24 protein-coding genes and 1 pseudogene are annotated in these 22,609 nt (G+C 58.9%); 14 read left to right on the top strand and 11 right to left on the bottom strand.

Annotation, left to right across the window (positions count from 1 at the left end):
- Window positions 1–106: 106 nt before the first annotated feature.
- The gene (locus PH547_RS15925) at window positions 107–1,246 is read left to right on the top strand and encodes a patatin-like phospholipase family protein (protein ID WP_285168910.1); all 1,140 of its coding nucleotides are present in this window, start codon (window positions 107–109) and stop codon (window positions 1,244–1,246) included.
- 17 nt (window positions 1,247–1,263) lie between these two features.
- Here PH547_RS15925 and PH547_RS15920 read toward each other — a convergent pair whose 3' ends face one another.
- Entirely contained in the window at window positions 1,264–1,767 is a 504-nt protein-coding gene (locus PH547_RS15920) for a TetR/AcrR family transcriptional regulator (protein ID WP_285168805.1), read from the bottom strand.
- Window positions 1,768–1,875: 108 nt separating this feature from the next.
- On the opposite strand from PH547_RS15920, the gene PH547_RS15915 reads away from it, so the two are divergent.
- A complete protein-coding gene (locus tag PH547_RS15915) occupies window positions 1,876–2,643 on the top strand; it encodes an SDR family NAD(P)-dependent oxidoreductase (protein WP_260304736.1) in 768 nt (255 codons plus the stop codon).
- Between the two features lie 9 nt (window positions 2,644–2,652).
- A complete protein-coding gene (locus PH547_RS15910) occupies window positions 2,653–3,003 on the top strand; it encodes a carboxymuconolactone decarboxylase family protein (RefSeq protein ID WP_350223735.1) in 351 nt (116 codons plus the stop codon).
- A gap of 101 nt (window positions 3,004–3,104) precedes the next feature.
- On the opposite strand, the gene PH547_RS15905 is transcribed toward PH547_RS15910, so the two are convergent.
- The 3 genes from PH547_RS15905 to PH547_RS15895 form a co-directional block, all read right to left on the bottom strand.
- Window positions 3,105–3,476 (bottom strand): hypothetical protein, encoded by a 372-nt coding sequence (locus PH547_RS15905; RefSeq protein ID WP_285168804.1) that lies wholly within the window; start codon window positions 3,474–3,476, stop codon window positions 3,105–3,107.
- Complete coding sequence (locus tag PH547_RS15900; RefSeq protein ID WP_260304737.1) at window positions 3,470–3,715, bottom strand: DUF1654 domain-containing protein; 246 nt, start codon at window positions 3,713–3,715, stop codon at window positions 3,470–3,472. Before PH547_RS15900 ends, PH547_RS15905 begins: the two co-directional genes overlap by 7 nt.
- A gap of 102 nt (window positions 3,716–3,817) precedes the next feature.
- On the bottom strand, window positions 3,818–4,099 hold the full coding sequence (locus PH547_RS15895; RefSeq protein ID WP_104826189.1) for a hypothetical protein: 282 nt from the start codon (window positions 4,097–4,099) through the stop codon (window positions 3,818–3,820).
- A gap of 177 nt (window positions 4,100–4,276) precedes the next feature.
- On the opposite strand from PH547_RS15895, the gene PH547_RS15890 reads away from it, so the two are divergent.
- The 4 genes from PH547_RS15890 to PH547_RS15875 all read left to right on the top strand — a co-directional run bounded on the left by PH547_RS15890 (window position 4,277) and on the right by PH547_RS15875 (window position 7,787).
- Window positions 4,277–4,744, top strand: a complete 468-nt coding sequence (locus tag PH547_RS15890; RefSeq protein WP_260304738.1) for a MarR family winged helix-turn-helix transcriptional regulator — start codon at window positions 4,277–4,279, stop codon at window positions 4,742–4,744.
- A 43-nt stretch (window positions 4,745–4,787) separates the two neighbouring features.
- Window positions 4,788–5,765: a tagatose kinase gene (locus PH547_RS15885; protein WP_285168803.1), complete on the top strand. Its 978-nt coding sequence runs from the start codon at window positions 4,788–4,790 to the stop codon at window positions 5,763–5,765.
- Window positions 5,765–7,036 (top strand): D-tagatose-bisphosphate aldolase, class II, non-catalytic subunit, encoded by a 1,272-nt coding sequence (locus PH547_RS15880; protein ID WP_285168802.1) that lies wholly within the window; start codon window positions 5,765–5,767, stop codon window positions 7,034–7,036. Before PH547_RS15885 ends, PH547_RS15880 begins: the two co-directional genes overlap by 1 nt.
- A gap of 337 nt (window positions 7,037–7,373) precedes the next feature.
- Window positions 7,374–7,787 (top strand): SgcJ/EcaC family oxidoreductase, encoded by a 414-nt coding sequence (locus tag PH547_RS15875; protein ID WP_483315548.1) that lies wholly within the window; start codon window positions 7,374–7,376, stop codon window positions 7,785–7,787.
- 53 nt (window positions 7,788–7,840) lie between these two features.
- Here the strand turns inward: PH547_RS15875 and greA are convergent, their stop codons facing one another.
- Window positions 7,841–8,323, bottom strand: a complete 483-nt coding sequence (greA, locus tag PH547_RS15870; RefSeq protein WP_260304742.1) for a transcription elongation factor GreA — start codon at window positions 8,321–8,323, stop codon at window positions 7,841–7,843.
- Between the two features lie 316 nt (window positions 8,324–8,639).
- Between greA and PH547_RS15865 the strand changes: the two genes are divergently transcribed.
- From PH547_RS15865 to PH547_RS15850, 4 genes are read left to right on the top strand one after another with little or no spacing between them, the layout of a single operon-like run.
- Window positions 8,640–9,986 (top strand): LLM class flavin-dependent oxidoreductase, encoded by a 1,347-nt coding sequence (locus PH547_RS15865; RefSeq protein ID WP_285168801.1) that lies wholly within the window; start codon window positions 8,640–8,642, stop codon window positions 9,984–9,986.
- Window positions 9,987–10,011: 25 nt separating this feature from the next.
- On the top strand, window positions 10,012–10,857 hold the full coding sequence (locus tag PH547_RS15860; protein ID WP_285168800.1) for an ABC transporter permease: 846 nt from the start codon (window positions 10,012–10,014) through the stop codon (window positions 10,855–10,857).
- Window positions 10,858–10,907: 50 nt separating this feature from the next.
- On the top strand, window positions 10,908–11,912 hold the full coding sequence (locus tag PH547_RS15855) for an ABC transporter substrate-binding protein (protein WP_483315547.1): 1,005 nt from the start codon (window positions 10,908–10,910) through the stop codon (window positions 11,910–11,912).
- Between the two features lie 11 nt (window positions 11,913–11,923).
- Window positions 11,924–12,694: an ABC transporter ATP-binding protein gene (locus PH547_RS15850; protein WP_260304745.1), complete on the top strand. Its 771-nt coding sequence runs from the start codon at window positions 11,924–11,926 to the stop codon at window positions 12,692–12,694.
- Between the two features lie 154 nt (window positions 12,695–12,848).
- On the opposite strand, the gene PH547_RS15845 is transcribed toward PH547_RS15850, so the two are convergent.
- The 3 genes from PH547_RS15845 to PH547_RS15835 all read right to left on the bottom strand — a co-directional run bounded on the left by PH547_RS15845 (window position 12,849) and on the right by PH547_RS15835 (window position 15,797).
- Complete coding sequence (locus PH547_RS15845) at window positions 12,849–13,622, bottom strand: SDR family NAD(P)-dependent oxidoreductase (protein WP_285168799.1); 774 nt, start codon at window positions 13,620–13,622, stop codon at window positions 12,849–12,851.
- A 195-nt stretch (window positions 13,623–13,817) separates the two neighbouring features.
- Window positions 13,818–14,045, bottom strand: coding sequence for a hypothetical protein (locus tag PH547_RS15840; RefSeq protein ID WP_104826199.1), 228 nt, complete (start codon window positions 14,043–14,045; stop codon window positions 13,818–13,820).
- 120 nt (window positions 14,046–14,165) lie between these two features.
- Entirely contained in the window at window positions 14,166–15,797 is a 1,632-nt protein-coding gene (locus PH547_RS15835) for an MFS transporter (RefSeq protein WP_285168798.1), read from the bottom strand.
- A gap of 117 nt (window positions 15,798–15,914) precedes the next feature.
- Here PH547_RS15835 and PH547_RS15830 point away from each other — a divergent pair.
- Both PH547_RS15830 and PH547_RS15825 read left to right on the top strand, forming a co-directional pair.
- Window positions 15,915–16,145: pseudogene (locus tag PH547_RS15830) on the top strand (methyl-accepting chemotaxis protein); the annotation flags it as partial.
- Between the two features lie 78 nt (window positions 16,146–16,223).
- Window positions 16,224–16,634: a hypothetical protein gene (locus PH547_RS15825; protein WP_285168797.1), complete on the top strand. Its 411-nt coding sequence runs from the start codon at window positions 16,224–16,226 to the stop codon at window positions 16,632–16,634.
- Window positions 16,635–16,806: 172 nt separating this feature from the next.
- On the opposite strand, the gene PH547_RS15820 is transcribed toward PH547_RS15825, so the two are convergent.
- From PH547_RS15820 to PH547_RS15810, 3 genes are read right to left on the bottom strand one after another with little or no spacing between them, the layout of a single operon-like run.
- Window positions 16,807–17,568 (bottom strand): ABC transporter ATP-binding protein, encoded by a 762-nt coding sequence (locus PH547_RS15820; RefSeq protein WP_285168796.1) that lies wholly within the window; start codon window positions 17,566–17,568, stop codon window positions 16,807–16,809.
- Complete coding sequence (locus PH547_RS15815) at window positions 17,565–18,605, bottom strand: FecCD family ABC transporter permease (protein WP_285168795.1); 1,041 nt, start codon at window positions 18,603–18,605, stop codon at window positions 17,565–17,567. Before PH547_RS15815 ends, PH547_RS15820 begins: the two co-directional genes overlap by 4 nt.
- Window positions 18,602–19,624 (bottom strand): ABC transporter substrate-binding protein, encoded by a 1,023-nt coding sequence (locus PH547_RS15810; protein ID WP_260304751.1) that lies wholly within the window; start codon window positions 19,622–19,624, stop codon window positions 18,602–18,604. Before PH547_RS15810 ends, PH547_RS15815 begins: the two co-directional genes overlap by 4 nt.
- A 234-nt stretch (window positions 19,625–19,858) precedes the next feature.
- Here PH547_RS15810 and PH547_RS15805 point away from each other — a divergent pair, with 234 nt between their 5' ends.
- Window positions 19,859–22,420 carry a patatin-like phospholipase family protein gene (locus tag PH547_RS15805; RefSeq protein ID WP_285168794.1) on the top strand — a complete coding sequence of 854 codons (2,562 nt, stop codon included), beginning with the start codon at window positions 19,859–19,861 and terminating at the stop codon, window positions 22,418–22,420.
- The last annotated feature ends 189 nt before the right edge of the window (window positions 22,421–22,609 follow it).

Raw genomic sequence — 22,609 nt, 5'->3', positions numbered from 1 at the left:
GGGACGTGTACCCCCCGCAGGCGGCGTCATGCCGCCTGCCGTCCTGCTCTCCAAAGGTCATAGGCCGATGAACCTCCGGTCGTTCGCGTTTTCCCGCAACAGCCCGATGCGGGCGCTTCTTATCGGACTCCCGCTTCTGCTTGCCCTCTCCGGATGCATGCAGACCCTAGACAGGGCTCTGGATGCAAAGGAGGCGGACAAGGCCGCCATTGCTGGCTACGGCGAAATCCGGGCCTATCTCGATGACCGGTTCGATGAAGTCCCGCGCGATCTCCATGATTGGGCACCGGTGACGACGCGCAAGAAAGCCGCCGCCCTGATGATTTCAGGTGGCGGTGCGGGTGGTGCGTTTAGCGTCGGCGTGCTTTCGGCATGGAGTGCCGCTGGGAACCGTCCGCAGTTCGACATCGTAACGGGTGTCAGTACCGGCGCCTTGATCGCTCCTTACGCATTTCTCGGATCGGCCTATGACGATACCCTGGTGGACCTCTACACCAGTGGCGTTGCGCAAGAGTTGGTCCGGACCAAGGGCTTCGTCGGACTGTTCGGGTCGAGCCTGCTGCGAGCCGGACCATTGAGAGGAATGATCGAACGCTACATCACGCCCGCGATTCTGCAGCAGGTTGCCGCTGAGCATCGCAAGGGTCGCCGCCTCTTTGTACTGACCACCAATCTCGACAGCCAGCGCGCCGTCGTATGGAACATGGGCGCGATCGCCAATAGCGGGCGCCCCGACGCCCTGAAGCTGTTTCAGGATGTATTAACGGCATCGGCGAGCATTCCCGGCGTTTACCCGGCGGTCATGATCAAGGCCGAGTCGGGCGGGCGGCAATTCGAGGAGATGCATTCGGACGGCGGCTCGGCGTCGCAAGTCCTCATGATGCCGCAAGCTTTTCTCACCAGTTCCAATCGCCTCTTGCCCGTCAAAGGGAAGGGCATCGATTTCTACGTGATCGTCAACAATGCGCTCATGCCTGAATTCGCCATCACGCCTGACAGAACGCTTCCTGTGATCGTAAGGGCCTATTCGATCTTCATCAAATCGCAGACGCAGAGCGCGTTGACGGCTCTCTATAACTATTCGCGGCTGACGGGCGCCGGTTTCCATCTCGCCTCGATTGACGCGCCGGTTCAATATTCGATGTTCGATCCGTTCAACACCAACTATATGCGGGCGGTTTATAGCCTCGGATACGCCGAATTCACCGCGGGGACTCTGTGGAAGGACAAACCCGTGTTTCGCTAGGGGCGCTCGCCTAGAAACTACGCGAGGGCGGCGCTGCCGCTCTCGAATATGGACTGGTCGTCGAGGATGTTAGCCGCAAGCATAGCGCCCTCAAGGGTGGCGAGAACCTGCACGGCGGTGTCTCTGGTTAGGCCGTCTTTCATCAGCTTCTCGATTCCGAGGACAAAGAATCTTTTCACTTCCTCCCTGACCTCGTCCGCCAGATCGTATGACGTCACCGCCAAGGCACCGCAGAGGCACATTCTGCCGTCGCGGTGCAAGGCTGCACGGAAAACCTGCCGCCAAGCTTGGACGACGTCCGTGCCCTGAGCCAACTCATTCTCCACCGCTTCCAGAAAGCGATCCGTGTAGCGGCGAGCGACCGCTGCAGCCAGCTTCTCCTTAGCCGGGAAATGGTAATGCACGGAGGAAGCCTTCACGCCGACGTCGGCGGCGACATCGCGGAAGCTGAAACCACTATACCCTGCACTGCGAATCCTTTCTTCGGCCGCGTCCAGGATTGCACTTGCTGTATCGTTCATTACGCACGTCCTCTCTATCTAGTGTTAGATAGGGCTTGCGCATGGGAGACGCAACAACTATATGCCTCATATCTATCTAACGTTAGATAGGCAAATTGGAGATAGGCAATGAGATTTAAAGATAAAGTCGTCGCCATTACCGGCGGTGGGTCCGGCATCGGCAAGGAAGCGGCAGCTCGTTTTATCGGGGAAGGCGCGAGAGTGGCCCTCAACGGGCGCGATCTCGGTAAGCTTGAAGCCGCGGCGCGAGAAATCGATCCAAGCGGCACTAAAGTCGTCGTCTCCGCAGGCGACATCGCCTTGCCCGAAACCGGAGCGGCACTCGTTGACGCCGCCGTTTCACGTTTCGGCAAGCTCGACGTTCTCGTCAACAATGCCGGCGTCTTTAACCCGACGCCATTCCTCGATCTGACGGAAGCGGACTACGACTGGTATCTGGATACTATCCTCAAGGGTAAGTTCTTTACCGCCCAAGCCGCCGCCAAGGCGATGAAGGAGAAGGGCGGCGCTATCGTGCAGACCGGCTCCATGTGGGCCATCCAGGCGATCGGGGCGACCCCGTCGGCCGCTTATTCCGCCGCTAACGCCGGCGTGCACGCCATGGTCCGCAACCTCGCTATCGAGCTTGCTCCCTACAACATCCGCATCAACGCCGTCGCGCCGGCCGTCGTCGAGACGCCCGTGTACAACACTTTCCTGTCGGACGATCAGGTCAAGCAGGTTCTGCCTACCTTCAACTCGTTCCATCCGCTCGGCCGCAATGGTCAGCCGCGCGATGTGGCCGAAGCTATTCTGTTCCTCGCTTCCGAGCAGGCGTCGTGGATCACCGGGACGGTCCTTCCCGTCGATGGCGGCGTCACCGCCGGCCGCCAGTGAGGAGCCGAAATGAGCAATATGCAGGATTGGAATGCCTACCGTGACGCCTTGATCGGCCGTGTCGGCGAGTTCGCCAAGCTGAGCCCGGACGTCTTAAACGGTTTGCATGTGATCGAAGGCAGCAGCAACAAGACTGCTATACTGGAGCCGAAGATGCACGAGATCATCGCTCTGGCAGTTGCGGTCACGACGCGCTGCGATGGGTGCATCGCCGTTCACACGAAGAAGGCGGTCGAACTCGGGGCTTCAAAGGGCGAGATCGCCGAAGCGTTGGGAGTGGCCATCGCGCTCAACGCAGGCGCTGCGCTCACCTATACGGCCCGCGTGTTCGACGCGATCGAGGCGTTGCCTGGAAAATGAGCGCGAGCCGAGCGCAAGGCGCTGCAGTGCGCTCGGCTCTTCCTTGGAAATTTCTGGCCGGTAAAAAGACACTGCCGATGGCACAGCGCGGAACCGAAACATTATTCAGCGTCTGCGGATGCCTGACTGCGATCGATATGCAGGATGATCTTCTCCGGACGCTCGCCATCCTTTTGCAAGAGAATGATCACAGTGCATTTTTCGTCGCCTTGGCGAAACGATAGCAGCCGACCCCTTGTCTTCGACAGGACGTCTTCCACCACGTCGGTGCAATCGTTCAAGCGATTCGGTGCAGGATTTGGCCGCAGCGCTTGTGCATGCGCCGAGATGGCCAGAACCGAAACCACCGCCAAAGCGCTCCAAAACGAATTCATGCCATCCCGGCAGCTTATCGGAGATAAGCTGCGAAACGGGCTGGATTGATCCATTCGTAATCTCGACAGCATAATTCCCGCTTCTGCTCTGCTCAGCATCTTGGCAGAGCGTCAACACGGTTGAGTGTCAGCGTCCACTCGTCCGGGCCTCCCTTGTCGTGGACATAAACAGATCGGCCATCGTTTTCGGCGATTTTGAGCAGCATCACCACCCAATCTGAAGGCGCCTCTCCGGGAAGCTTCTGTTTCTCCAGCCACCGAATGAGATATCCTAAGTCGCCGAAGCCCTTTTTGGGTTCAATGTGCGGCCGATAGAGCGCCCAGAGATAAACGGTCACATAGATCCTCTTTGCAGTGTGCCGTTGCTGACGAGTGATTGCAAATATCCGCCAAAGATTCCGCAGCCTCGATTATCCGAGATTCAGGAACCGAAAGCGGAATCAGGCTTCCTTCTGGATTGGCCTGGCGGGATCCAGATCTTGGATATGCCCTGCAGATCCGCTCAACACGACATCTCCCCCCTTGTTGATCAGCTTGCCGTGGATCGTTCCGCGAATGATCACGAACGCACCCTTCTCAACAATGAGATCGTGCCCGATGCTTCCATGGAGTTCGAACCGTCGGCCGGCGGGAACCGTTACCGTGCCGGCGATAGACCCAAAGAACCGTACGTCGCGATCCAATACGATTGATCCATCGATATTGACATTGAGATCGTCCAAGCGATGCCCCTTTCAGTCACGAAGTTTTGGGATAAGGTTCGCGAGCGCTGCGTGTGGTGGCACGCGGCGCATATGGACCTAGCCTAAGCGCTCAGTGTGGCGCGCCCGCGAACGTCCTCCCAAAGCGGACGTCATGAAAATATATCATGTCATGATATAAATAAAGGAAAAATGTGCATGCCCTCGGGAAAGCGGTCCGGTCGGTCACACAAAAACGAACTTGAGACCCAGCCCCTGGATCCGGGTATCTACGAAGGCCTTGCGGGCGTCAGGCTCGCCATGCGGCTATTTCTTTCTTTCAGCGAAGCCGCGGTTTCCGAGGCGGGAGTGACATCACAGCAATATCAGGCGCTGTTGGTGATCAAGGTCGCGCCTGGAAGTCAGATCATGGTGCGTGAACTTGCCGATCAAATGCTCCTGCAGCACCACGGCGCGGTGCAGCTCGTGGACAGGCTCGCGACGGCAGGGTTCGCCGTCCGCATTCCCTCGGAAGAAGACAAGCGAAGCGTGCTCATCGGCCTCACTCCGAAAGGAGAAGAGTTGGTCGAGCGCTTGGCAAGAACCCATCTGAAAGGAATGCTGGCAAATGAACGGCTATTGGTCGAATCCCTCAAGAGACTGCGGCGTCTCTCGAGATTGGGCTAATTGCGGCTTGGTAATGACAACAGCTATCGAAAGCAGGATTGCAATGGCTTCAATACTGGCTCCCGACGAACTGGGTCCTACCGTGTGCGTAGGAGAAATCCTTGTGGAGATCGTGGCCACGACGGTCGGCGATGGATTCCGCGATGCGCAGCCCCTAATCGGACCGTTCGCCAGCGGCGCGCCGGCAATCTTCATATCACAGTGCGGGCGCCTCGGAGGTCGCGCGGCCATGGTCGGCGCCGTCGGCGACGACGATTTCGGGCGGGTGAATACCGATCGGCTCAAGCGCGACGGCGTCGATGTCTCGGCCATATCGATCGATCCCGAATACCCTACGGGCAGCGCCTTCGTCCGTTACCGCAAGGACGGATCGCGAGATTTCGTTTACAACATCGCAAAATCCGCCGCCGCGCGCTTCGGCTGGACCCGGCACGTCAGCGATCTCATCAATCGCAGCGGACATCTGCACGTCATGGGTTCCGCACTCTCCATGCCGAGCGCCCGAGAGGTCATCGACAAGGCGGTCGACGTCATCAAGTCCCGCGGCGGCACACTGTCGGTCGATCCGAACATTCGGAAAGAACTGAGGCTCGACGAAGATACCGAGCGTCGATTTGCGAAGCTCGTTGCGGCTGCTGATCTGCTTCTGCCTTCCGGCGAGGAACTGGAACGAGCAGCCGGCGTGGAAGGCGAAGACAATGCGGTCCGACGCCTGCTCGAACTTGGTGTGAAGGAAATCGTACTGAAGCGCGGAGCTGCCGGCGCGACCTATTTCAACGGAAAAGGAGAGCGCATCGATATACCGGCTTTCGCCGTCGAAGAGATCGATCCTACGGGTGCTGGAGATTGTTTCGGTGGCGCTTATCTCACCTGCCGCCGGCTCGGCATGCCGGCGCAAGACGCTCTCACTTATGCTACGGCGGCTGGCGCGCGAAACGTGACCGTGCGCGGCCCGATGGAAGGAGCCGGCACTCGTGAAGAACTCGATGCATTCATCTCCGCAACGGAAAGGCGTTCCTGATGCAGATCCATCTTAGCGAATTGGCCGCACTGAGGATCGCAGGCCGTCCGAGGGGGATCACATCCGTATGTTCCGCCCATCCCGTCGTGTTGCGTGCGGCACTTCGCCATGGACGCCAGCATGCCAGTACCGTCTTGATCGAGGCCACGTGCAATCAGGTCAATCACCGAGGCGGCTATACCGGAATGACGCCCAAGGATTTTGCCGCGCTTGTTGAGAAGCTCGCAAAAGAAGAGGGTTGCCCCGGTCATCTCGTGGTGCTCGGTGGTGACCATCTCGGTCCGAATCCGTGGCGAGACCGCCCGGCCGAAGAGGCCATGGCCGAAGCGGAGAAAATGGTCGCCGCATATGTTGAGGCCGGATTTCGCAAGATTCACCTTGATGCGTCGATGGGCTGCTTGGGCGAACCCCAGGCGCTTGACGACGAAACCACGGCGCATCGCGCGGCGCGTCTTGCGGCGGTCGCCGAAGCCTCGGCGAGGCGCAACGGCGGCGCGATGCCCGTCTATATCCTCGGCACCGAAGTTCCGCCGCCCGGCGGTGCGGATCATGCCCTTACCGCCATCGAGCCGACCGCGGCGTCTGCCGCCAGGCAGACGATCGATGTGCATCGTCAAGTCTTTGAAAAGGCGGGTCTGCAGGAAGCATTTGCACGCGCCATCGGCTTGGTCGTCCAGCCGGGTGTCGAGTTCGGGAACCACAATGTAATACTTTATGATCGCAGCAAGATCGAAACCCTCCAACAGGTTCTGACCGACGAGCCGCAATTCGTGTTCGAAGCGCATTCGACCGACTACCAGGGTACGCGGTCGCTCGGTGCGCTGGTAGAGGATGGCTTTCCTATTCTGAAGGTTGGTCCTGAACTGACATTTGTATTGCGCGAAGCCCTTTACGGACTGGATTTGATCGCCTCCGATCTCGTGCCGGGCTACGGTGAGCGCCCGCTCCATGCGGCGATGGAAGCCTTGATGTCAGCGCACCCGGACAATTGGAACCGTCATTACCACGGAACGGAAGGGGAGAAGCGATGGCTGAGGCACTACTCGCTTTCCGACCGGATCCGATATTACTGGACGTCAACGGACGCCCAGTCTGCAGTCGAACGTCTTTATGACGCGCTGCGGGGGCGGGCAGTACCCATTCCGCTGTTCTGGCAGCACATGCCGGCCGCTCAGCAATTTGCTGAAGCGCCGCTCGATCCGGAAGAGGTTTTGATTTGGCGGGTGACGAGAAGCCTCGCGGACTATCACGCGGCCTGCGGCGCCGGCTGAGAAGAGCGCGGCAGGCAACGTGCGGAGGACACGGGACTGTTTGCCCCGGCAAAGCTTGCATCGCGATAGAGGCGCGCAATTCGCGAATGGGTGATGATATGCTATCGTAACCTGCGCCTTCCACGAATTCTTGTTGTTTAAACTTCGACGTGCCTTGGATCGCATGCCATCCGTCATGGGCAATTCGGCATATGCGACTTTGGCCATGCGGCAGACGCGACGCGGCGGGCGGCAAAGCATCTCTGGATAGTCGGCGTGAATATCGCCGGAAAAGACAAATCATTTGAGGGAGATTGAAATGAAAAAATATCTGCTTGCCGCTTCCGTGATTGCTCTTATGGCGACGCCGGCCCTTGCCGAAGAATGCGCGCCGATCACCAAACCCCAGGTGGAACAGTTGTTTGATCGCTGGAACGCCTCGCTGGCGACGCTGGATCCTGAAAAGGTCGTCGAAAACTATGCGCCGGACGCCGTCCTCCTGCCGACCCTGTCGAATAAGCCGCGGCTGACGCAGCAGGAGCGCAAGGAGTACTTCGTGGACTTCCTGAAGAAGCACCCGCAGGGGAAGATCAACAGCCGTACGATCAAAATCGGCTGCAACGACGCGCTTGATACCGGCATCTACACCTTTACCTTGAAGGGCGGGGCCAAGGTACCGGCGCGCTATACATTCACCTACGAATTCAAGAACGGGAAGTGGCTGATCTCCTCGCATCACTCCTCGGCTATGCCAGAGAAGCACGCGGGTTAAGCGGCCTGAGGCGGGAGCACCGGGCTATTGCGGTGCTCCCGCAAAGGATACCCTCAGGCGATCGATACGATCTCCAGTTCATGGTCGCCGACCATGACTGGGTCGCCGACAGATTTTCCCATCAGGGACCGGGCGACCGGTGAAACATAAGAGATCGTCCCTTGTTTGGGCTCGGCTTCGTCTTCCCCGACGATGCGATAGGTCTGCACGCGCCCGTCATCGCGGCTGAAGGTGACAGTGCTGCCGAAAGCGACGGTCTCGTTGGATGTTGGGGCCGCTATCACCTCAGCAGTGCGAACCCGCTCGTTGAAATACCGCAGATCGCGAAGTGGTACTGCCGTTTGGCGCCGCCGCTCGTTTACATCCTCGACAGCGCTTGCGGCTTCGTACTGTTCGCGGGCCTCCTGCAGCGCGGCGTTGAGCGCCCTCAATCCTGCTTCGGTGACGAGGTTTTGATAGGGCGAGATAGCGCGGTCGGGAAGCTGCGTCTCCGCCGCCGTTTCCGCACTTTCCTCTTTTGTAAACGCAACAGCCAAAACAAACTCCGCAAGGCAAACGATCCTGTAACAGGATGATATAGTCGGCCAATTATGAAAGCCAAGACGCGAGCGCGCAGACGTGGCGAGAAGTTATTTAGCGCGACCTAAGGCATGTATGTTGCCATGACCGACTGGCATAGTCGGCTGCCTCATCGGTGGGTGACAAATTCCCTATTTCTCCAGCTTCTGGAAAAACTTTCTCCATCAGACCGATGGCTGCAAAACAGATAGCCTATTAAATCCATCGATTATACCGCAATACTTAACATACGGCTTTTGGCCCGGCTAAAACTCAAAATGCGGAGAGGAACTCATGACGAGACAGATCAAGCTTGGTGCATTTCTTCCCGGCGGCGGCCAGCATATCGCGTCCTGGCGCCATCCGGACCAGCCGGTCGACGGGGCGGTCAATCTCAAGTTCCACATCGAACTCGCGCAGGCAGCCGAACGCGGCCTCTTTGATGCCTATTTCCTGGCAGACGGCCTTGCGATCGCCTTCGGCGCCGGCATTGAGGGCGGAAATGCGAGGGTAGTCGGTTTCGAGCCGGTCACGCTGTTTTCGGCGCTGGCGCCGTTTACGAAGAACATCGGCTTTATCGCCACCTCATCCACAACCTATGAAGAGCCTTACTCCGTTGCGCGCAAGTTCGCCTCACTCGATTTGATCTCCGGTGGCCGCGCCGGTTGGAACGTTGTCACCACCGCCACGGAAGCCGCCGCGAAGAATTTCAGTCTCGACCGGCAGCCGCCCCATGCGGCCCGCTACAAGCGGGCGGCCGAACATGTCGAGGTCGTCAAGAAGCTTTGGGAAAGCTTTGACGACGACGCCTTCATTCGCGATAGCGCAAGCGGCGTTTATTTTGACATCAATAAGGTGCACCGCACCGATCACCGCGGCGAGCATTTCAAGGTCGAAGGGCCATTGAATGTCCCGCGTTCGCCCCAGGGGCATCCCGTCATCGTGCAGGCCGGACAGTCGGAAGACGGGCGCGGACTCGCAGCAGCCAGCGCGGAAGTTATCTTTACGGCACACCAGAAGCTTGAGACCGCTCAGGAATTCTATCGCGATATCAAGACGCGTGCGCGCAGCTTTGGTCGCGACCCCTCGCATGTGCTCGTCATGCCGGGCGTCTCACCCTTTATCGGCCGCACGGAGTCAGAGGCGCGCGAAAAATACGAGCAGCTCACAAGCCTGATCATCGAAGAGGATGGGCTGGCGTTGATTAATGCGCTGAGCGGCGGCGAGCTGGATCTTCGGGGCGCCGATCTCGATGGCCCGCTGCCTCCGGCGCCGCCGACAGAGGGCATGAAAAGCCGCCAGGAACTGATCCGCCGCATTGCGGACGAAAACAATTTCTCCATCCGGCAGCTTTACCAGTGGATCGCTTCCGCGCGTGGCCACTTCACCATCGTCGGCTCTGCGGTTCAGGTCGCGGATACTCTGCAGGAATGGTTCGAAAACGAAGGCGCGGATGGCTTCAACATCCTGCCGCCATGGCTGCCCACGGGTCTCAATGATTTCGTGGAACTCGTCATTCCCGAGCTGCAGCGCCGCGGTCTGTTCCGCACTGCATATGAAGGCAAGACCCTCCGCGAAAATCTGGGCCTGCCTTTCCCGCAGACTCGTTGGGCGATCGCCTACACAGAAGCCGCCGAATAACCGAGACAGGATAGGGGAAAAGCTCATGGCGCTTGAAACTGAACAACAGGCTATTTTTGAGAGCTATCGCGCACCATATTTCTCGCAGAGCAGGCTGGTACGGGAAGCAGGGGCGCTGTTGCGCGGTTTCATCTCGCGCTATGGCCTGATCATTGTTTTTGTTGCTCTCTGGCAGATTTCTCCGTCGCTTGGCTGGAGCAATCCAGCGGTTTTGCCGCCGCCGGATGCGATCCTGCGAGCGCTCTGGAACGGCATCAGCGGCGGCCCGCTGCTGGGCGACATCGCCATCAGCCTCCAGCGCGCCGGTATTGCATTTGGCGCAGCAGTCGGCGTCGGCATCCCGCTCGGGCTGTTCATGGGGCAGGTCCGAACTATCGAGCGCAGCCTTGATCCGATCCTGCAATTGTTTCGACAGACCTCCGCACTGGCGCTCTATCCCGTGTTCATCCTGTTGCTTGGCCTTGGCGAGGCATCGAAAATCTTCGTGATCTTTTGGGCGACGCTGTTCCCGACACTTCTCGCCACGATTGGGGGCGTCAAGCAGGTGGACCCAAAGCTGGTGGAAATGGCGCGTGTCTACGGTGCCAAGCCGCTTACCGTGTTTCGCCGCGTCGTCCTGCCGGCTTCCCTGCCGCAGATCTTTGTTGGGTTGCGGCTGAGTGCCACGACCTCGCTTCTGCTGCTCATCGCCGCGGAAATGATCGGCGCCAATTCCGGTGTCGGATTTCAGGTGATGAATGCCCAGTACAATTTCCAGATCCCGCTGATGTTCGCGGCGATTCTATTGCTCGCACTTCTCGGGCTGTCGGCGAATTTCCTCCTCGAGGCATTGCAGGCTCGGCTCTGCCGTTGGTCCAATCCCCGAGACTGAAGCCTGAAACGCGCCACCATTTTCCATCTCATCCGATCTATGGAGTTCACATGCAGATTTCGCGTCGTTCTTTCGGTATCGCCGCAGTCGCAGCCGGCATGCTTATGGCCGTCCCGGCAAGTGCTACCTTCGCTGCCGAGACAGATCAGGTCACCATCCGCTACCTCGCAAGCCAGGGCGGTCTTGCCGCTCATGAGCTTGCCGATGCGCTCGGTTATTTCAAGGGCACCGGCGTGACGGTAAAGGATGTCGGTTATGCCCAGGGCGGTCCGGCCTCCCTCTTCGCGCTGGCGTCGGGCAACGTTGAGGTCGGCGGTGCTGCGACCGCCGCGGTGCTGAACTCGATCGCCGGCGGCAACGATTTCGTCGCAGCCTATCCCTCGAATGGCATCGACAAGGTAACCGAGAGCATCTTCTATTCGCTTGACGGCAGCCCGATCAAATCGATCAAGGATCTGGCCGGCAAGACGATCGCCGTCAATACGCTTGGCGCCCATCTCGATTATACCGTGCGCGAAGCGCTGCATTCTGTCGGCCTGCCGGAAAATGCGGCCAAGCTCGTCGTCGTTCCGGGTCCCCAGCTCGAACAGGTTCTGCGCTCCAAGCAGGTCGATGTGACAGCCTTCGGCTACTGGCAGAAGACCTATGAAGGCGTTGCGCTGAAAAACGGTGGTCTTCAGAAGATCTTTGGCGACACGGACGTGCTCGGTGAAATCGCCGGCGGCTTTACGGTGCTGCGCCGCGATTGGATCAAGCAACACCCGCAAGCGGCCAAGATCTTCGTTGAGAAGTCGCAGGCCGCGCTCGAATACGCGCGTCTTCACCCTGAAGAGACCAAGGCAGTAATCGCCAAGGTCTTGGCCTCGCGCGGCGAGAATGCGGATATTGCGCAATATTTCACAGGTTATGGCGTGCGCGAAGGCGGCAAGGCCGTGCCGCGCGACCTGCAATTCTGGATCGACATTCTCGCTCGCGGCGGCGTTCTGAAGCCTGGCCAGCTCAAGGCGGAAGACATTCTCTACGATCCGGCGACCTTCGCCGTCGCCGGTAACTGAGGAGCGGGCCGATGGCTGTCGCTGAACTAACCTTGCGCGGAGAGGTGACGATCAAGAACCTCTCCAAATCCTACTCGATCAACGGCCGCCATCTTAATGTGCTGCAGGGGGTCAGCAACCACATTCGCGCCGGCGAAAGCCTGGCGATCGTGGGCGCTTCGGGTTCGGGCAAGACGACCCTGCTCAGGGTTCTTGCCGGGCTCGAGAATGCGGATAGAGGCGATGTGCTGATCGATGGCCAGCCCGTTCACGGCGTCGGCACAGATCGCGCCGTGATCTTTCAGGAGCCAAGGCTTCTGCCCTGGCTCACAGTGCTCGACAACGTCGCTTTCCCGCTCGAAAATCAAGGTCTTAAGAAGGCTGAGGCGCGTGCGCGTGCACGCCACTATGTCCAGCTCGTCGGCCTCGGCGAATTCGCCGACGCCCTGCCGTCGCAGCTTTCGGGTGGCATGGCTCAACGCGTCGGTATTGCCAGGGCGCTCGCCGTGAAGCCTGAAATCCTGCTGCTCGACGAGCCGTTCGGCGCGCTCGATGCCATGACCAAGATCACCATGCAGGAAGAGCTGGCTCGCATCTGGCGGGAGGAAAAGGTGACGATGATCCTCGTCACGCACGATCTTGAGGAGGCGGTGTACCTCGCTGACCGGGTCCTCATCCTCTCCAAGGAAAAGGGTGGCCGCACCCGCGAGATCGAGATCGACCTTCCGCGGCCGCGGAACCGCAGCGAGGCGCGCTTCGTCAGGTTTCGCGAACAACTGTTGAACGCCTTTGGGCTGCACTGAAGTTTGGTTAAGTAGCCTTTGAGAAGGAGAATGATATGGCCAAGCGTGACGGTCAGTTGAGCCTCGGCGCGTTCCTTTTATACACCGGCCAGTCTCTCTCATCCTGAGAAAGTTCGCCTCGGTCATCGAGGCGCCTTTTTCCGGGATTCATGCGCTACGCCTTGAACAGCCTTACCCCGGTCATATCCGCCAGCTTGTCCATGAGCCTGTCCTGATACGCCGAGTCCGTGACCTCTGCGGCGGGCTGGCGTCGTTGGCGATGGTACCAATAGGCGCCGCTGATCTTGGCGGCTTCATCGTCGCTGGTCGCGAGCCAGGTCTGGGTCTGATGGCCCATCTGAAGATCATCGGGCGCTCCGGCCCCGCCCATCTTCGTCGGTACCCAGCCGGGGTCTACCGCATTGCTGAGGACCTCCGGCCAGTGGCGTGCAACGGCGGCTGCGAGCGTGGCGACATGTAGCTTGCTTTCCGAATAGGCCTGGCTTGTATTCCATGAGCGTTGTTTCCAGTCGATATCATCGATGGACCCGCCGCCGCTCTGATGCATGCCGCTGCTGAGGTAGATCAAGCGATCGGGTCGTTCGATCAGGGCCGTGAGTAGGTAAGGCGCGAGCGTATTGACCGCCAAGATTTTCGCATGGCCTTCGGCCGTCTCTCCGCGGCTTCTCTCGAGGTAGATGCCGGCATTGTGGATGACGGCGTTCATACGTCCGATCTCGTTGACCTGATCCGCGATGGACCGCGTCCCCGCATCGTTGCTGAGATCGCCGATGACGACTGCCAAAGCCCTGGATTTCAAGTGGGCGACAGCCGAAGCTCTGTCACTTGAGCGCGCATGCAATACGACTTCATGACCGTCGTCCATGAGGGCACGCGCCGCCGCCAAGCCGAGACCATCGGTGGATCCTGTAACGAAAACACGGCTCATGGTAATCACCTTTCATCGCTGATTGCCCTTGCTCGCCCGAACGGCGATCCAGTAAGCGATTAAAATACTTAAATGACACGCGTCGGTTCGGCACCGCAAAGTGCAGTTCCGGGTAATGCCCGGACGAGCACTATGACCTGATTTCCCTCTGCCGGTGCCCGGTGGAGGGATTTTTTGTGGTTGTGGCGCAAATGCCTAACCTTCGGCAGTCTTGAAGGGGTTCTCGGCGGTCCATTCGGTACCCAGCGGTTCGCCGCAATTGTCCCAACCACCGGCCTCGTCCATGACCTGCCATCGGCCCCTCTTGCCGCGCTTGGCCTCATCGCTGTTCGGCTTATAAGGTAAAAAGCGGTATGGTTGGATTATGCGCCGGTAGATGACGGTTCCGTCCTCCGGCATTTCATCGGTTCGCCAGTCCACCATGTCTTCCCTCTCGCTCCATTTTCCGCCGTTTTTGGGCGGCGGCGATTATGCCATCGATGCTCACAGCAAGACCAGCGAGTTTTGCCTCAGCGTCATAGCGATAGAGCAGGGATGTCGCCTTCAATGATGTAGGTCGATCGGCGTCTTGTGGAAGACGTCGTCCGAGGGTGGAATGGCCTGGCGCTCGATCATGCGATGCACATGCGGCGGGTCGTTGCCGCCGTGGAGAGCCCGCAGCCGATCGGTATTTTCCGCATCTGCCTGCGTGCGCCGCTGGTTGTGGCGGATATATTCGACCCAAGTCGGTGTGTGGTAGGTTTCCGTCCAGATGCCGGGTTTTTCCAGATCGCGCATCAGGGCCCAGTTTCTGGCCCCGTCGCGGATACGAATCCGCCGCCGCTCGGCCATCAATGTCAGAAATTCCGGCAGGTCGTCGTCGCTGATCTGATAATCGACAAGGATGACGATGGGGCCACTGCGCGGTTTGATGTCCAGGCCAAGGGAAGGTTCGATGAAGCGATTCAACGGATCAAGATTTAGCGAGGCAAAGGCCGGCATGGAGAAACGCAGACCGATGGCAATGCCGACCAGCATGACCGCGGCCGAGCCGTAAAGCGCATTCGAGACACCATATCGATCGGCTGCAATACCCCAGAGCCAACTGCCGCCAGCAATGCCGCCAAATGTCACTGTCTGATAAAGCGACAGGGCGCGGCCGACGACCCAGCGCGGTGTTGATAGTTGGACGATCGTATTGAACAGCGAAAGTGCCAGCACCCAGCAGGCGCCGGAAACGAGCAGACCGGTGCAGGTAGGGATTACGAAGGGGCTCGACGCTGTCAGCGCCATGCTGCCCGCAAATCCGGCGAAGGCATAACGGATGATCGTCTCGCTGCTCAGCGCCTCGCGAAGCCGGGCATTGAGCGCGCCACCGCCGATCGCTCCGATGCCGAAGGACCCCAGCATGAAGCCGTAGGTAAGCGGTCCCCCGGAAACCAGATCGATCGCGACGATCGGTAGAAGGGCGAGCACGGAGCTTGCTCCGACACCGAAGATGAAGCCGCGGACAAGCACTTTTTCGAGATTCGGCGACATCGAGATGTAACGGAGCCCCGCAAAGATCGCGCTGCCCAGATTTTCGCGCGGCAGCGTCGATGTGGGGAGAGCGGGCTTCCAGCGCATCAGCGCGTAGATGAGCGGAAAATAGCTGACGGCATTGACGGCAAAGGCGGCGGCAGCGCCGGCAGCCGCAACGATGATGCCACCAATCGCTGGGCCGACGCTTCGGGTCATGTTGAAGCCCATGCTGTTCAGCGTCACGGCATTCGGCAGATCCTCACGGGGCACCATGTCTCCGACCGACGCCTGCCAGGACGGATTGTTGAGCGCCGTTCCGCAACCGATCAGGAAGGTAAAGAGCAGAAGCAGCCAGGGGGTGATCCAGCCAAGCAGGGCACATAAAGTCAGGATTACGGAAACGGTCAGCATCAGGCACTGCGCTGTCAGCATCACGCGGCGGCGGTCGAAATTGTCGGCAAGGGCGCCGGAAACCAGCGAAAACAGCATGATCGGCAATGCGGTCGAGGTTTGGACCAGCGCCACCATGTCTTCCGATGAAGTGATGGTCGTCATCATCCAGGCGGCGCCGACGGCTTGGACCAGCCCGCCGAAATTCGACGCAAGGCTCGCGACCCAGATCCTGCGAAAGGTCTCGTGCTTAAGCGGCGCAAGCGTTGACGAATTCGATGACAAGGTTCCTCCAGCCCGTCTGATTCCCCCATCGCTTCAGTATATGACGAAGCTATGCGGTGACTAGGCAGAATTAGCTGGCGAGTGCGTCTTCTGAAGCGGCTGCATCCAGTAGTAAGAACCGAGGCGGCACGCGCGGCAACCCAGCAGCGCGCCGAAAGGAAGGTCGAGCAGTTGTGCTTGGCGATCACCAGATTGGGCGGAGATTTCCAGCGGCTGACGGCAGACGACATATCATTCCCGCTTTCGGAGCAATTTACGGTCGAATACGAGGCGCTGCGCGAAGAGTTTAATGCTTCACTCCGTCAACTGGGCGAGACGATCTTCGCTCCCACCGAGGAGGACTACAGCCCTCAAATTGTCATCCATTATTAACGCGCCGGTCGTATGGAGGTTATGAGCTGCCACTTCTAGTTTGAAAGGATCTTTATGAAGGCGCTTTTCATCGCACTCATCGCTGCCGGTGTTTTTGTTCCGCCGGCGTCGGCTCAATCGACGATTACGCGCGCGAAATCGGATCATCTGATCGAAACATACCGCGCTTATATCGGCCGCGACGACCTTTACAATTCCGGTGGCGCTCGCCTGAGGGAACCGTGGCAGATCATCCGCCAAGACCGAGCAAACTTCTATGTCTATGGTGGCCGCGATCGTGGAGACGAAGCGGACACGTTTTTCGCCGACAAGCGTAACCGTGAAACGCTTGAAGCGATGCTTGCCAGCGGTTCCATCTCGCCATCGGCTGCGAGCATGATCGTTCAGGGCAATATTTGGATCAACGTCAGTATTTATGGCGATGGCAACATCGGCGATAGGCTGGATGTTACAGTTTCCGATTGATGGTCCGGCAATCTCTACCGCGATTATCGTGTACGCCGCTATGCCTTGAGGTCACGCCACCAAGGGAGATTTTGTGGCGATAACGAAGCGCGGCCGGAGAATTCTTGAGAGACCCACCGCCCGCATCTGCACGACGGAGACCAGCCGATCCGGATGCGCGCGGAAGCAATCCTCACCGAAGATAGTGGATATGCGGTCGTAAGTGATGAGGCGACGTCTCTACGCGGGCTTCGACGGAAAAGACGTCTCTCAGAAGGTCCTCGGTCAACACGACCTCCGGCGCACCGGAAGCGACGACCCTACCTTGCTGCATGATGATCAATTGGTCGCAGAACATGGCCGCATGGTTCAGATCATGCAAAGCGATGATGCTGGTAACCGGAAGAGTGCAGACAAGCCGCATCAGGCTGATTTGATATTGGATGTCGAGATGATTGGTGGGTTCGTCGAGGATGAGTTCCTTCGGTGACTGCGCCAGGGCTCTCGCCAGATGCGTGCGCTGTTTTTCGCCCCCCGACAGGCTTTGCCAGCGATCATTGCGCTTCTCCGTCATACCGGCGCGTTCGAGCGCGCCTTCGACGGCTTTTTCGTCGGCCGCAGTCCAGCCCGAAAACATGGGCAGGTGCGGAAAACGGCCGAGCTTTACGACGTCGATAACCCGCAGATTGGCATTGGTCGTGGCGTGCTGTTCGACGAAGGCGACGCGCCGAGCGATCGAGCGTCGGCCGATCGTCGCGATGTCCTTCTGGTCGAGCGTGATGCGACCGGAGTGTGGCCGCTTCAGACCGGCGAGAAGACGCAGAAGCGAGGTCTTGCCGGAGCCATTGGGTCCGAGCAGCCCGAGCATCTTGCCTGGCTGTGCCTCAAATGAAACGCCGTCGAGAACGGTCTTCTTACCGATTCTCCAGACGACGTTATCTGCCTTAATAGTCATGACGCACGCTGGAACCGGTAGAGAATGATCGAGAAGATGGGCACGCCAACCAGCGCCGTGACAACGCCGATCGGCAGGACCTGATGCGGAACGAGGACACGCGACGCAATGTCGGCGAGCACCATGAAGATCGCGCCCGCCACGGCGCAGGTCGGGAGAAGACGGATATGCAGCGGCCCGACGAGAAAGCGCGCCGCGTGCGGCACAACGAGGCCGAAGAAGCCGATCGAGCCAACTATGCTGACGATCGTCGCCGTCATCATTGCCGTCAGAACGAATAGCGCGATCCGCGCTCTCGCGACATTGACGCCGAGCGAGGCGGCCGCCTCGTCGCCGAAGGCGAAGGCGTCCAATACGCGGGCATAAAACAGACAGGCAACGAGCCCGATACCGACGACGATCGAAACCAGCGTAAATTCCGGCCACCGCACGCCGCCGAAACTGCCGAGCAGCCAGAACATCACATCGCGGGCTTGCTGGGCATTGCCCGACGTCGTGACGATATAGGAGGTCGCGGCATTGAAGAGTTGCGATGCGGCAACACCGGCGAGGATGGTGCGGTCCGCCCCGCCGCGCGTGCCGTTCGATAGCAATGCGACCAAGAGGAAGGCCGCGAAGGCGCCGGCAAAAGCCCCGGCGGACAGGGAAACCGCGCCGGCGCCGACGCCGAGGATGACAATCGCAACGGCGCCTGTCGATGCGCCGGCCGAGATGCCGAGAACGTAGGGTTCGGCAAGCGGATTGCGCAGCAGCGATTGCATGATCGCTCCTGAGAGTGCGAGGCCGGCGCCGCAGAAGACGGCCACCAGCGCCCGGCTGAGGCGATAGTCCCAGATCACAGCCTCATGGATCTTATTGAGTTCCACCGCCGTCCATCCCATGCGATTGGTAACGGCGGAAAAGGTCGTGGCGAGCGGGATCGGCAGATCGCCAATCCCGACGCTGATGCCGACGACGAGACCGATGACGGCAAATGAAATCAGCAGCAGAATGCCGAAGGCAAAAAACTGCTGAAGAGAGCGACGCGTTTCGGTCACTTCAGAAGACCAAGCGCCTTCAACTGCTCCGCCACCTGTTCGGCGCCATAAACCGTCCGGACGGTCGGATTCATGGCCTGGCCGTCCATGATCACTATCGCCTTGTTCTTGACCGCCGCGATTTGGCTTACGGCTGGATCAGTGGTCAGGAACTTGATCTTAGCTTCGGACTTGTCGAGTTCCCAACGGTTGCGGTCGAGATTGGCGACGACGATGACATCCGGATTGGCCGCGATGATGCTTTCCCATCCGAGTGTCGGCCATTCCGCTTCCGCGGTGATGGCATTGTGCCCGCCGAGCAGGTCGGCGATAAAGCCGGAGGCGCCATTCTTGCCGCCGAGATAGGCGTCGGCCGACGGGCTGGGGCTCGAGAACCAAAAGACATAGGAGAGGTTCTTGCCGTCCTTCGAAACGCTGGAGCGAAGTGCGGCCTCACGCGCCTTGAAATCGGCAATCAGGGCCTGGCCACGATCGGCGACGTCGAAGATTTGCGAAAGCTCGTCGATTTCCTTGAAGAGAAGGTCCGTGTTCCAGAGCTGAGCGCGGCTGCCGTATGCGTCCTTGGCATCCTTGGTGCTGAGGCAGGTGCTGGGTGAGAGATAGGTCGGGATGCCGACCTTGTCGAAGTCTTCGCGCTTGGCGACCTTGCTGCTCGGTCCGATCAGGCTCGGCAAGGCAGCCGCCACGAAATCGGGATTTTCCGCCAGGATCGATTCGAAGGTTGGGAATTCGACTGTCAGCAGTTTTACTTTGGAATTGGCTTCGGCAAGCTGCGGCAAGACCTTGCTCGGCCAGAAAGCGGTACCGACCATCTTATCCTGAAGGCCCAATAGCAGCATGATTTCCGCGCTGTTCTGGCCAAGGCCGATCGCCCGCTCCGGCGCCTTTTGGAAGGTAACCTGCCTGCCGCAGTTTTCGATGGTCAGCGGATATTTCGATGTGGCGAATGCCGGGGCTGCGGTAAGGCCAAGCACGGCGCAGAGACCGGAAACGGTGAGAAGTGATTTCAATAGGGTCACAAGAAAGGTCCTGATTGTTCTGTAGCCTTACAGGCCGGGCGCAAATGCCGGCGGTATAGCCTCTTCGCTGCATCAAAAACAAGACCTTTTAAGTCATATTTTGTTTGCGCCCGGGAGTGGCCGGGCATTGCACCCGTTCCAGACAGGTAAAATGCTTCATATGTCGCGAAACATTTCTGCTACAGTTGCAGCGCGCATTTGAACGACAACCATTCTTGGCGATTGGTGGGACGCATGACCCTGGATTTCGAAGCGATCTTCAAACGCGAGCTGGATGTCATCAACTTCCGGCGCCAGTCACTTCAAAATGGCGGCGTGGAAGAAAAACAGGCTGAGCGCCATCCCCCAACGGAAGGCGCGGAGAGGGCGAGGTTCCACATCCCTCGTCATCCGGCGAAACTGTCGCAGGATCATGCGGAGACTGGCAAACGCGGCACGGTCCGAATGGAGACGGGCAGCAACCTGACCGGGCTTTCTTTTTCCGGTGGCGGCATCCGCTCGGCCGCCTTTTGCTTGGGGGTCTCGCAGGCGCTGGATGCAATCACGCATGATGGCGAGCCACGGGTCTTCGACGCCTTCGATTATTTCTCCACGGTTTCTGGCGGCTGCTACATCGGTACATCCATCGTCTCGGGTATGATGCAGGAGCCCTACACGTTTCCCTTCGCCAGCAAGCTCGATTCCCAGGAGACGCCGGAAATCCAACATCTGCGGAACTATTCGAATTTCCTCGTTCCGAACGGAACCATCGATTATTTGACGAGCGTAGCGCTCCTGATGCGTGGATTGCTGGTAAACGCGCTGATCGTCCTGCCTGCCCTGCTTCTCCTTGCCGTGTTCACCGTCGCCTGCAATCCCCATTCCACTGATTTGGGGCAGCCGGATATTTTCGGCTTTCCACTGAGCGGCGGCTGGCTTCCTTTCATCACCATCAAGGGCCTGGAAGCCTTTACATTGACGATCAATGTTACCGCCGTCGTCCTCTTCCTGATGTTCGTCAGCGCGATCGCAACCTCCGTGACATTTCAGACCAGCCGGCTGATGACGCGAGAGCGACTTGCGTGGATTCTCGGCTGGCTCGTGGTGGCGATTGCCGGCGCCTTTCTCATCGAACTGCAGCCACTCATCCTCAGCGGCATGTTTGCGTATGCCAAGAACGGCAAGGTGGACATCGCTGGCTTGGAGGACGGGAGTATAAAGAGTGCCCTTCAGGCAATTGTCCACGTTGTGCCTGCACTTGCTAATGCTTTGCTTCCCGTAGCCGTGGTGCTGATCGGTGCCGCACAGAAGCTGGCAAACATCGCAAGGTCGACGCTTGGAGAGGCGACCTGGACGGCAACGCTGCAAAAATATGCGAGCCGCATGGCCCTCTATCTGGCGGCACTCGTTGTGCCGTTGCTGTTGTGGGTCTCGTATCTTTATCTCTGCTACTGGGCGATTGCACCTGAAGTCGGTCCGGCCACGGTTTCTCCGTCGGCTCCTGTCGCTTCCTCATGGCTCTCGGGTGTATTTGTCGGCATCATGAACTACATTCCCGGGAGCGGACGGCTCGGCATGGTCGGCTTCCTTTATTTATGGGCCGCCTTGGTGCTCGCCTTTGTCTGCCTGTTCATTGGTCCCAATTCCAACTCGCTCAACCAGCTCTACAGGGATCGTCTCAGCCGGGCCTTCCTGTTTGAGCGTGTGCGTCTTGGAAGCAACAAGCCGTCGGTTGATGTCGACCGGTGGAAATTCTCGTCGTTGAAGCCGTTCGATGCCAAGAGGGATCATTGGAACCAGGGCGCGGCCTATTCGCCCTATCTTCTCGTCAATACGACGATCAATTTGATCGGGTCGAAGGCCCTCAACAAGCGCGGTCGCAACGCCGACAATTTCATCTTTAGCCCGTTGCATATCGGTAGCCAGGCAACGCGCTATGTGGCGACTAAGGAGATGGAGGATGCCGTTCCATCGCTCAGCCTTGCGACGGCGATGGCGACGTCCGGTGCGGCGGCGTCGGCGAATATGGGAAACCACACCGTCAGAATATTGACCTTCAGCCTTTCCTTGCTGAACGTCCGCCTCGGCTATTGGCTGGCCAATCCGGCAAAGCTCGACGCGTTGCGCCGCTGGTGGAACCGGTGGTGGTCGAATTTCGGCACATGGTATTTTGCCAATGAGACCGCCGGCCGTTTGGACGAGAAGAAGCTGAACGTCTATCTGACCGACGGCGGTCATATTGAAAATCTCGGCATATACGAATTGCTGCGCCGCCGCTGTAAGGTCATTCTGGCCGTCGACGCGGAAGCCGATCCGAGCATGACGTTTGAAGCCTTCGTGAAGCTCCAGGTCATGGCGCGTATCGACCTCGGCATTCGCATCGAGCTTCCTTGGCAGGATATCCAGAGGAGAAGCCTGGAAGTGACGAGGGAGATGGCCTCGAACAGGGGTGAGCCGGCAAAATTCAGAGGACCCCATGCGGCCGTCGGAATCATAGAATATGGTGAGGATGAAAAGGGCATATTGCTCTACATCAAATCATCGCTGACCGGCGATGAGAACGACTACGTCATGGACTATAAGAGGCGGAACCCGACGTTTCCGCACGAGACGACGCTGGATCAATTTTTCAGCGAGGAGCAGTTCGAGGTCTATCGCGCACTCGGCTTTCACGCCGTTCAGCACTTTCTCAGCGGGACCGATGATTTCGCGCAGCCATCGACCTTGCCGGCCGGCTGGAGCGACGAGCTTGCCGCGGCTCTCGCATTGCTCAATGTCCCGCCGCAGATGCGCGCGGCCTTCAATGCGCGACTTTAGAAGGCATGGGAGAATAGATATACGATCATAAATTGCTTTAGGAATTTGCGTTACGTATTGTTATGACCGGGAAAACGGGGACAACCATTCAGGACTATTTCCTTGCGGTAATCTGAGGTTGAAGTTTATTTCAAAATGCGCAAAGATGGCCGCAACGATAAGGGAATGCGCCAACATTCCGCCTGATGG

The sequence above is a fragment of the Rhizobium cerradonense genome (assembly GCF_030182455.1).
Taxonomy (GTDB): domain Bacteria; phylum Pseudomonadota; class Alphaproteobacteria; order Rhizobiales; family Rhizobiaceae; genus Rhizobium.
The sequence above is the reverse complement of the archived record's forward strand: the minus strand, read 5'-3'. Positions and strand labels throughout refer to the sequence as shown.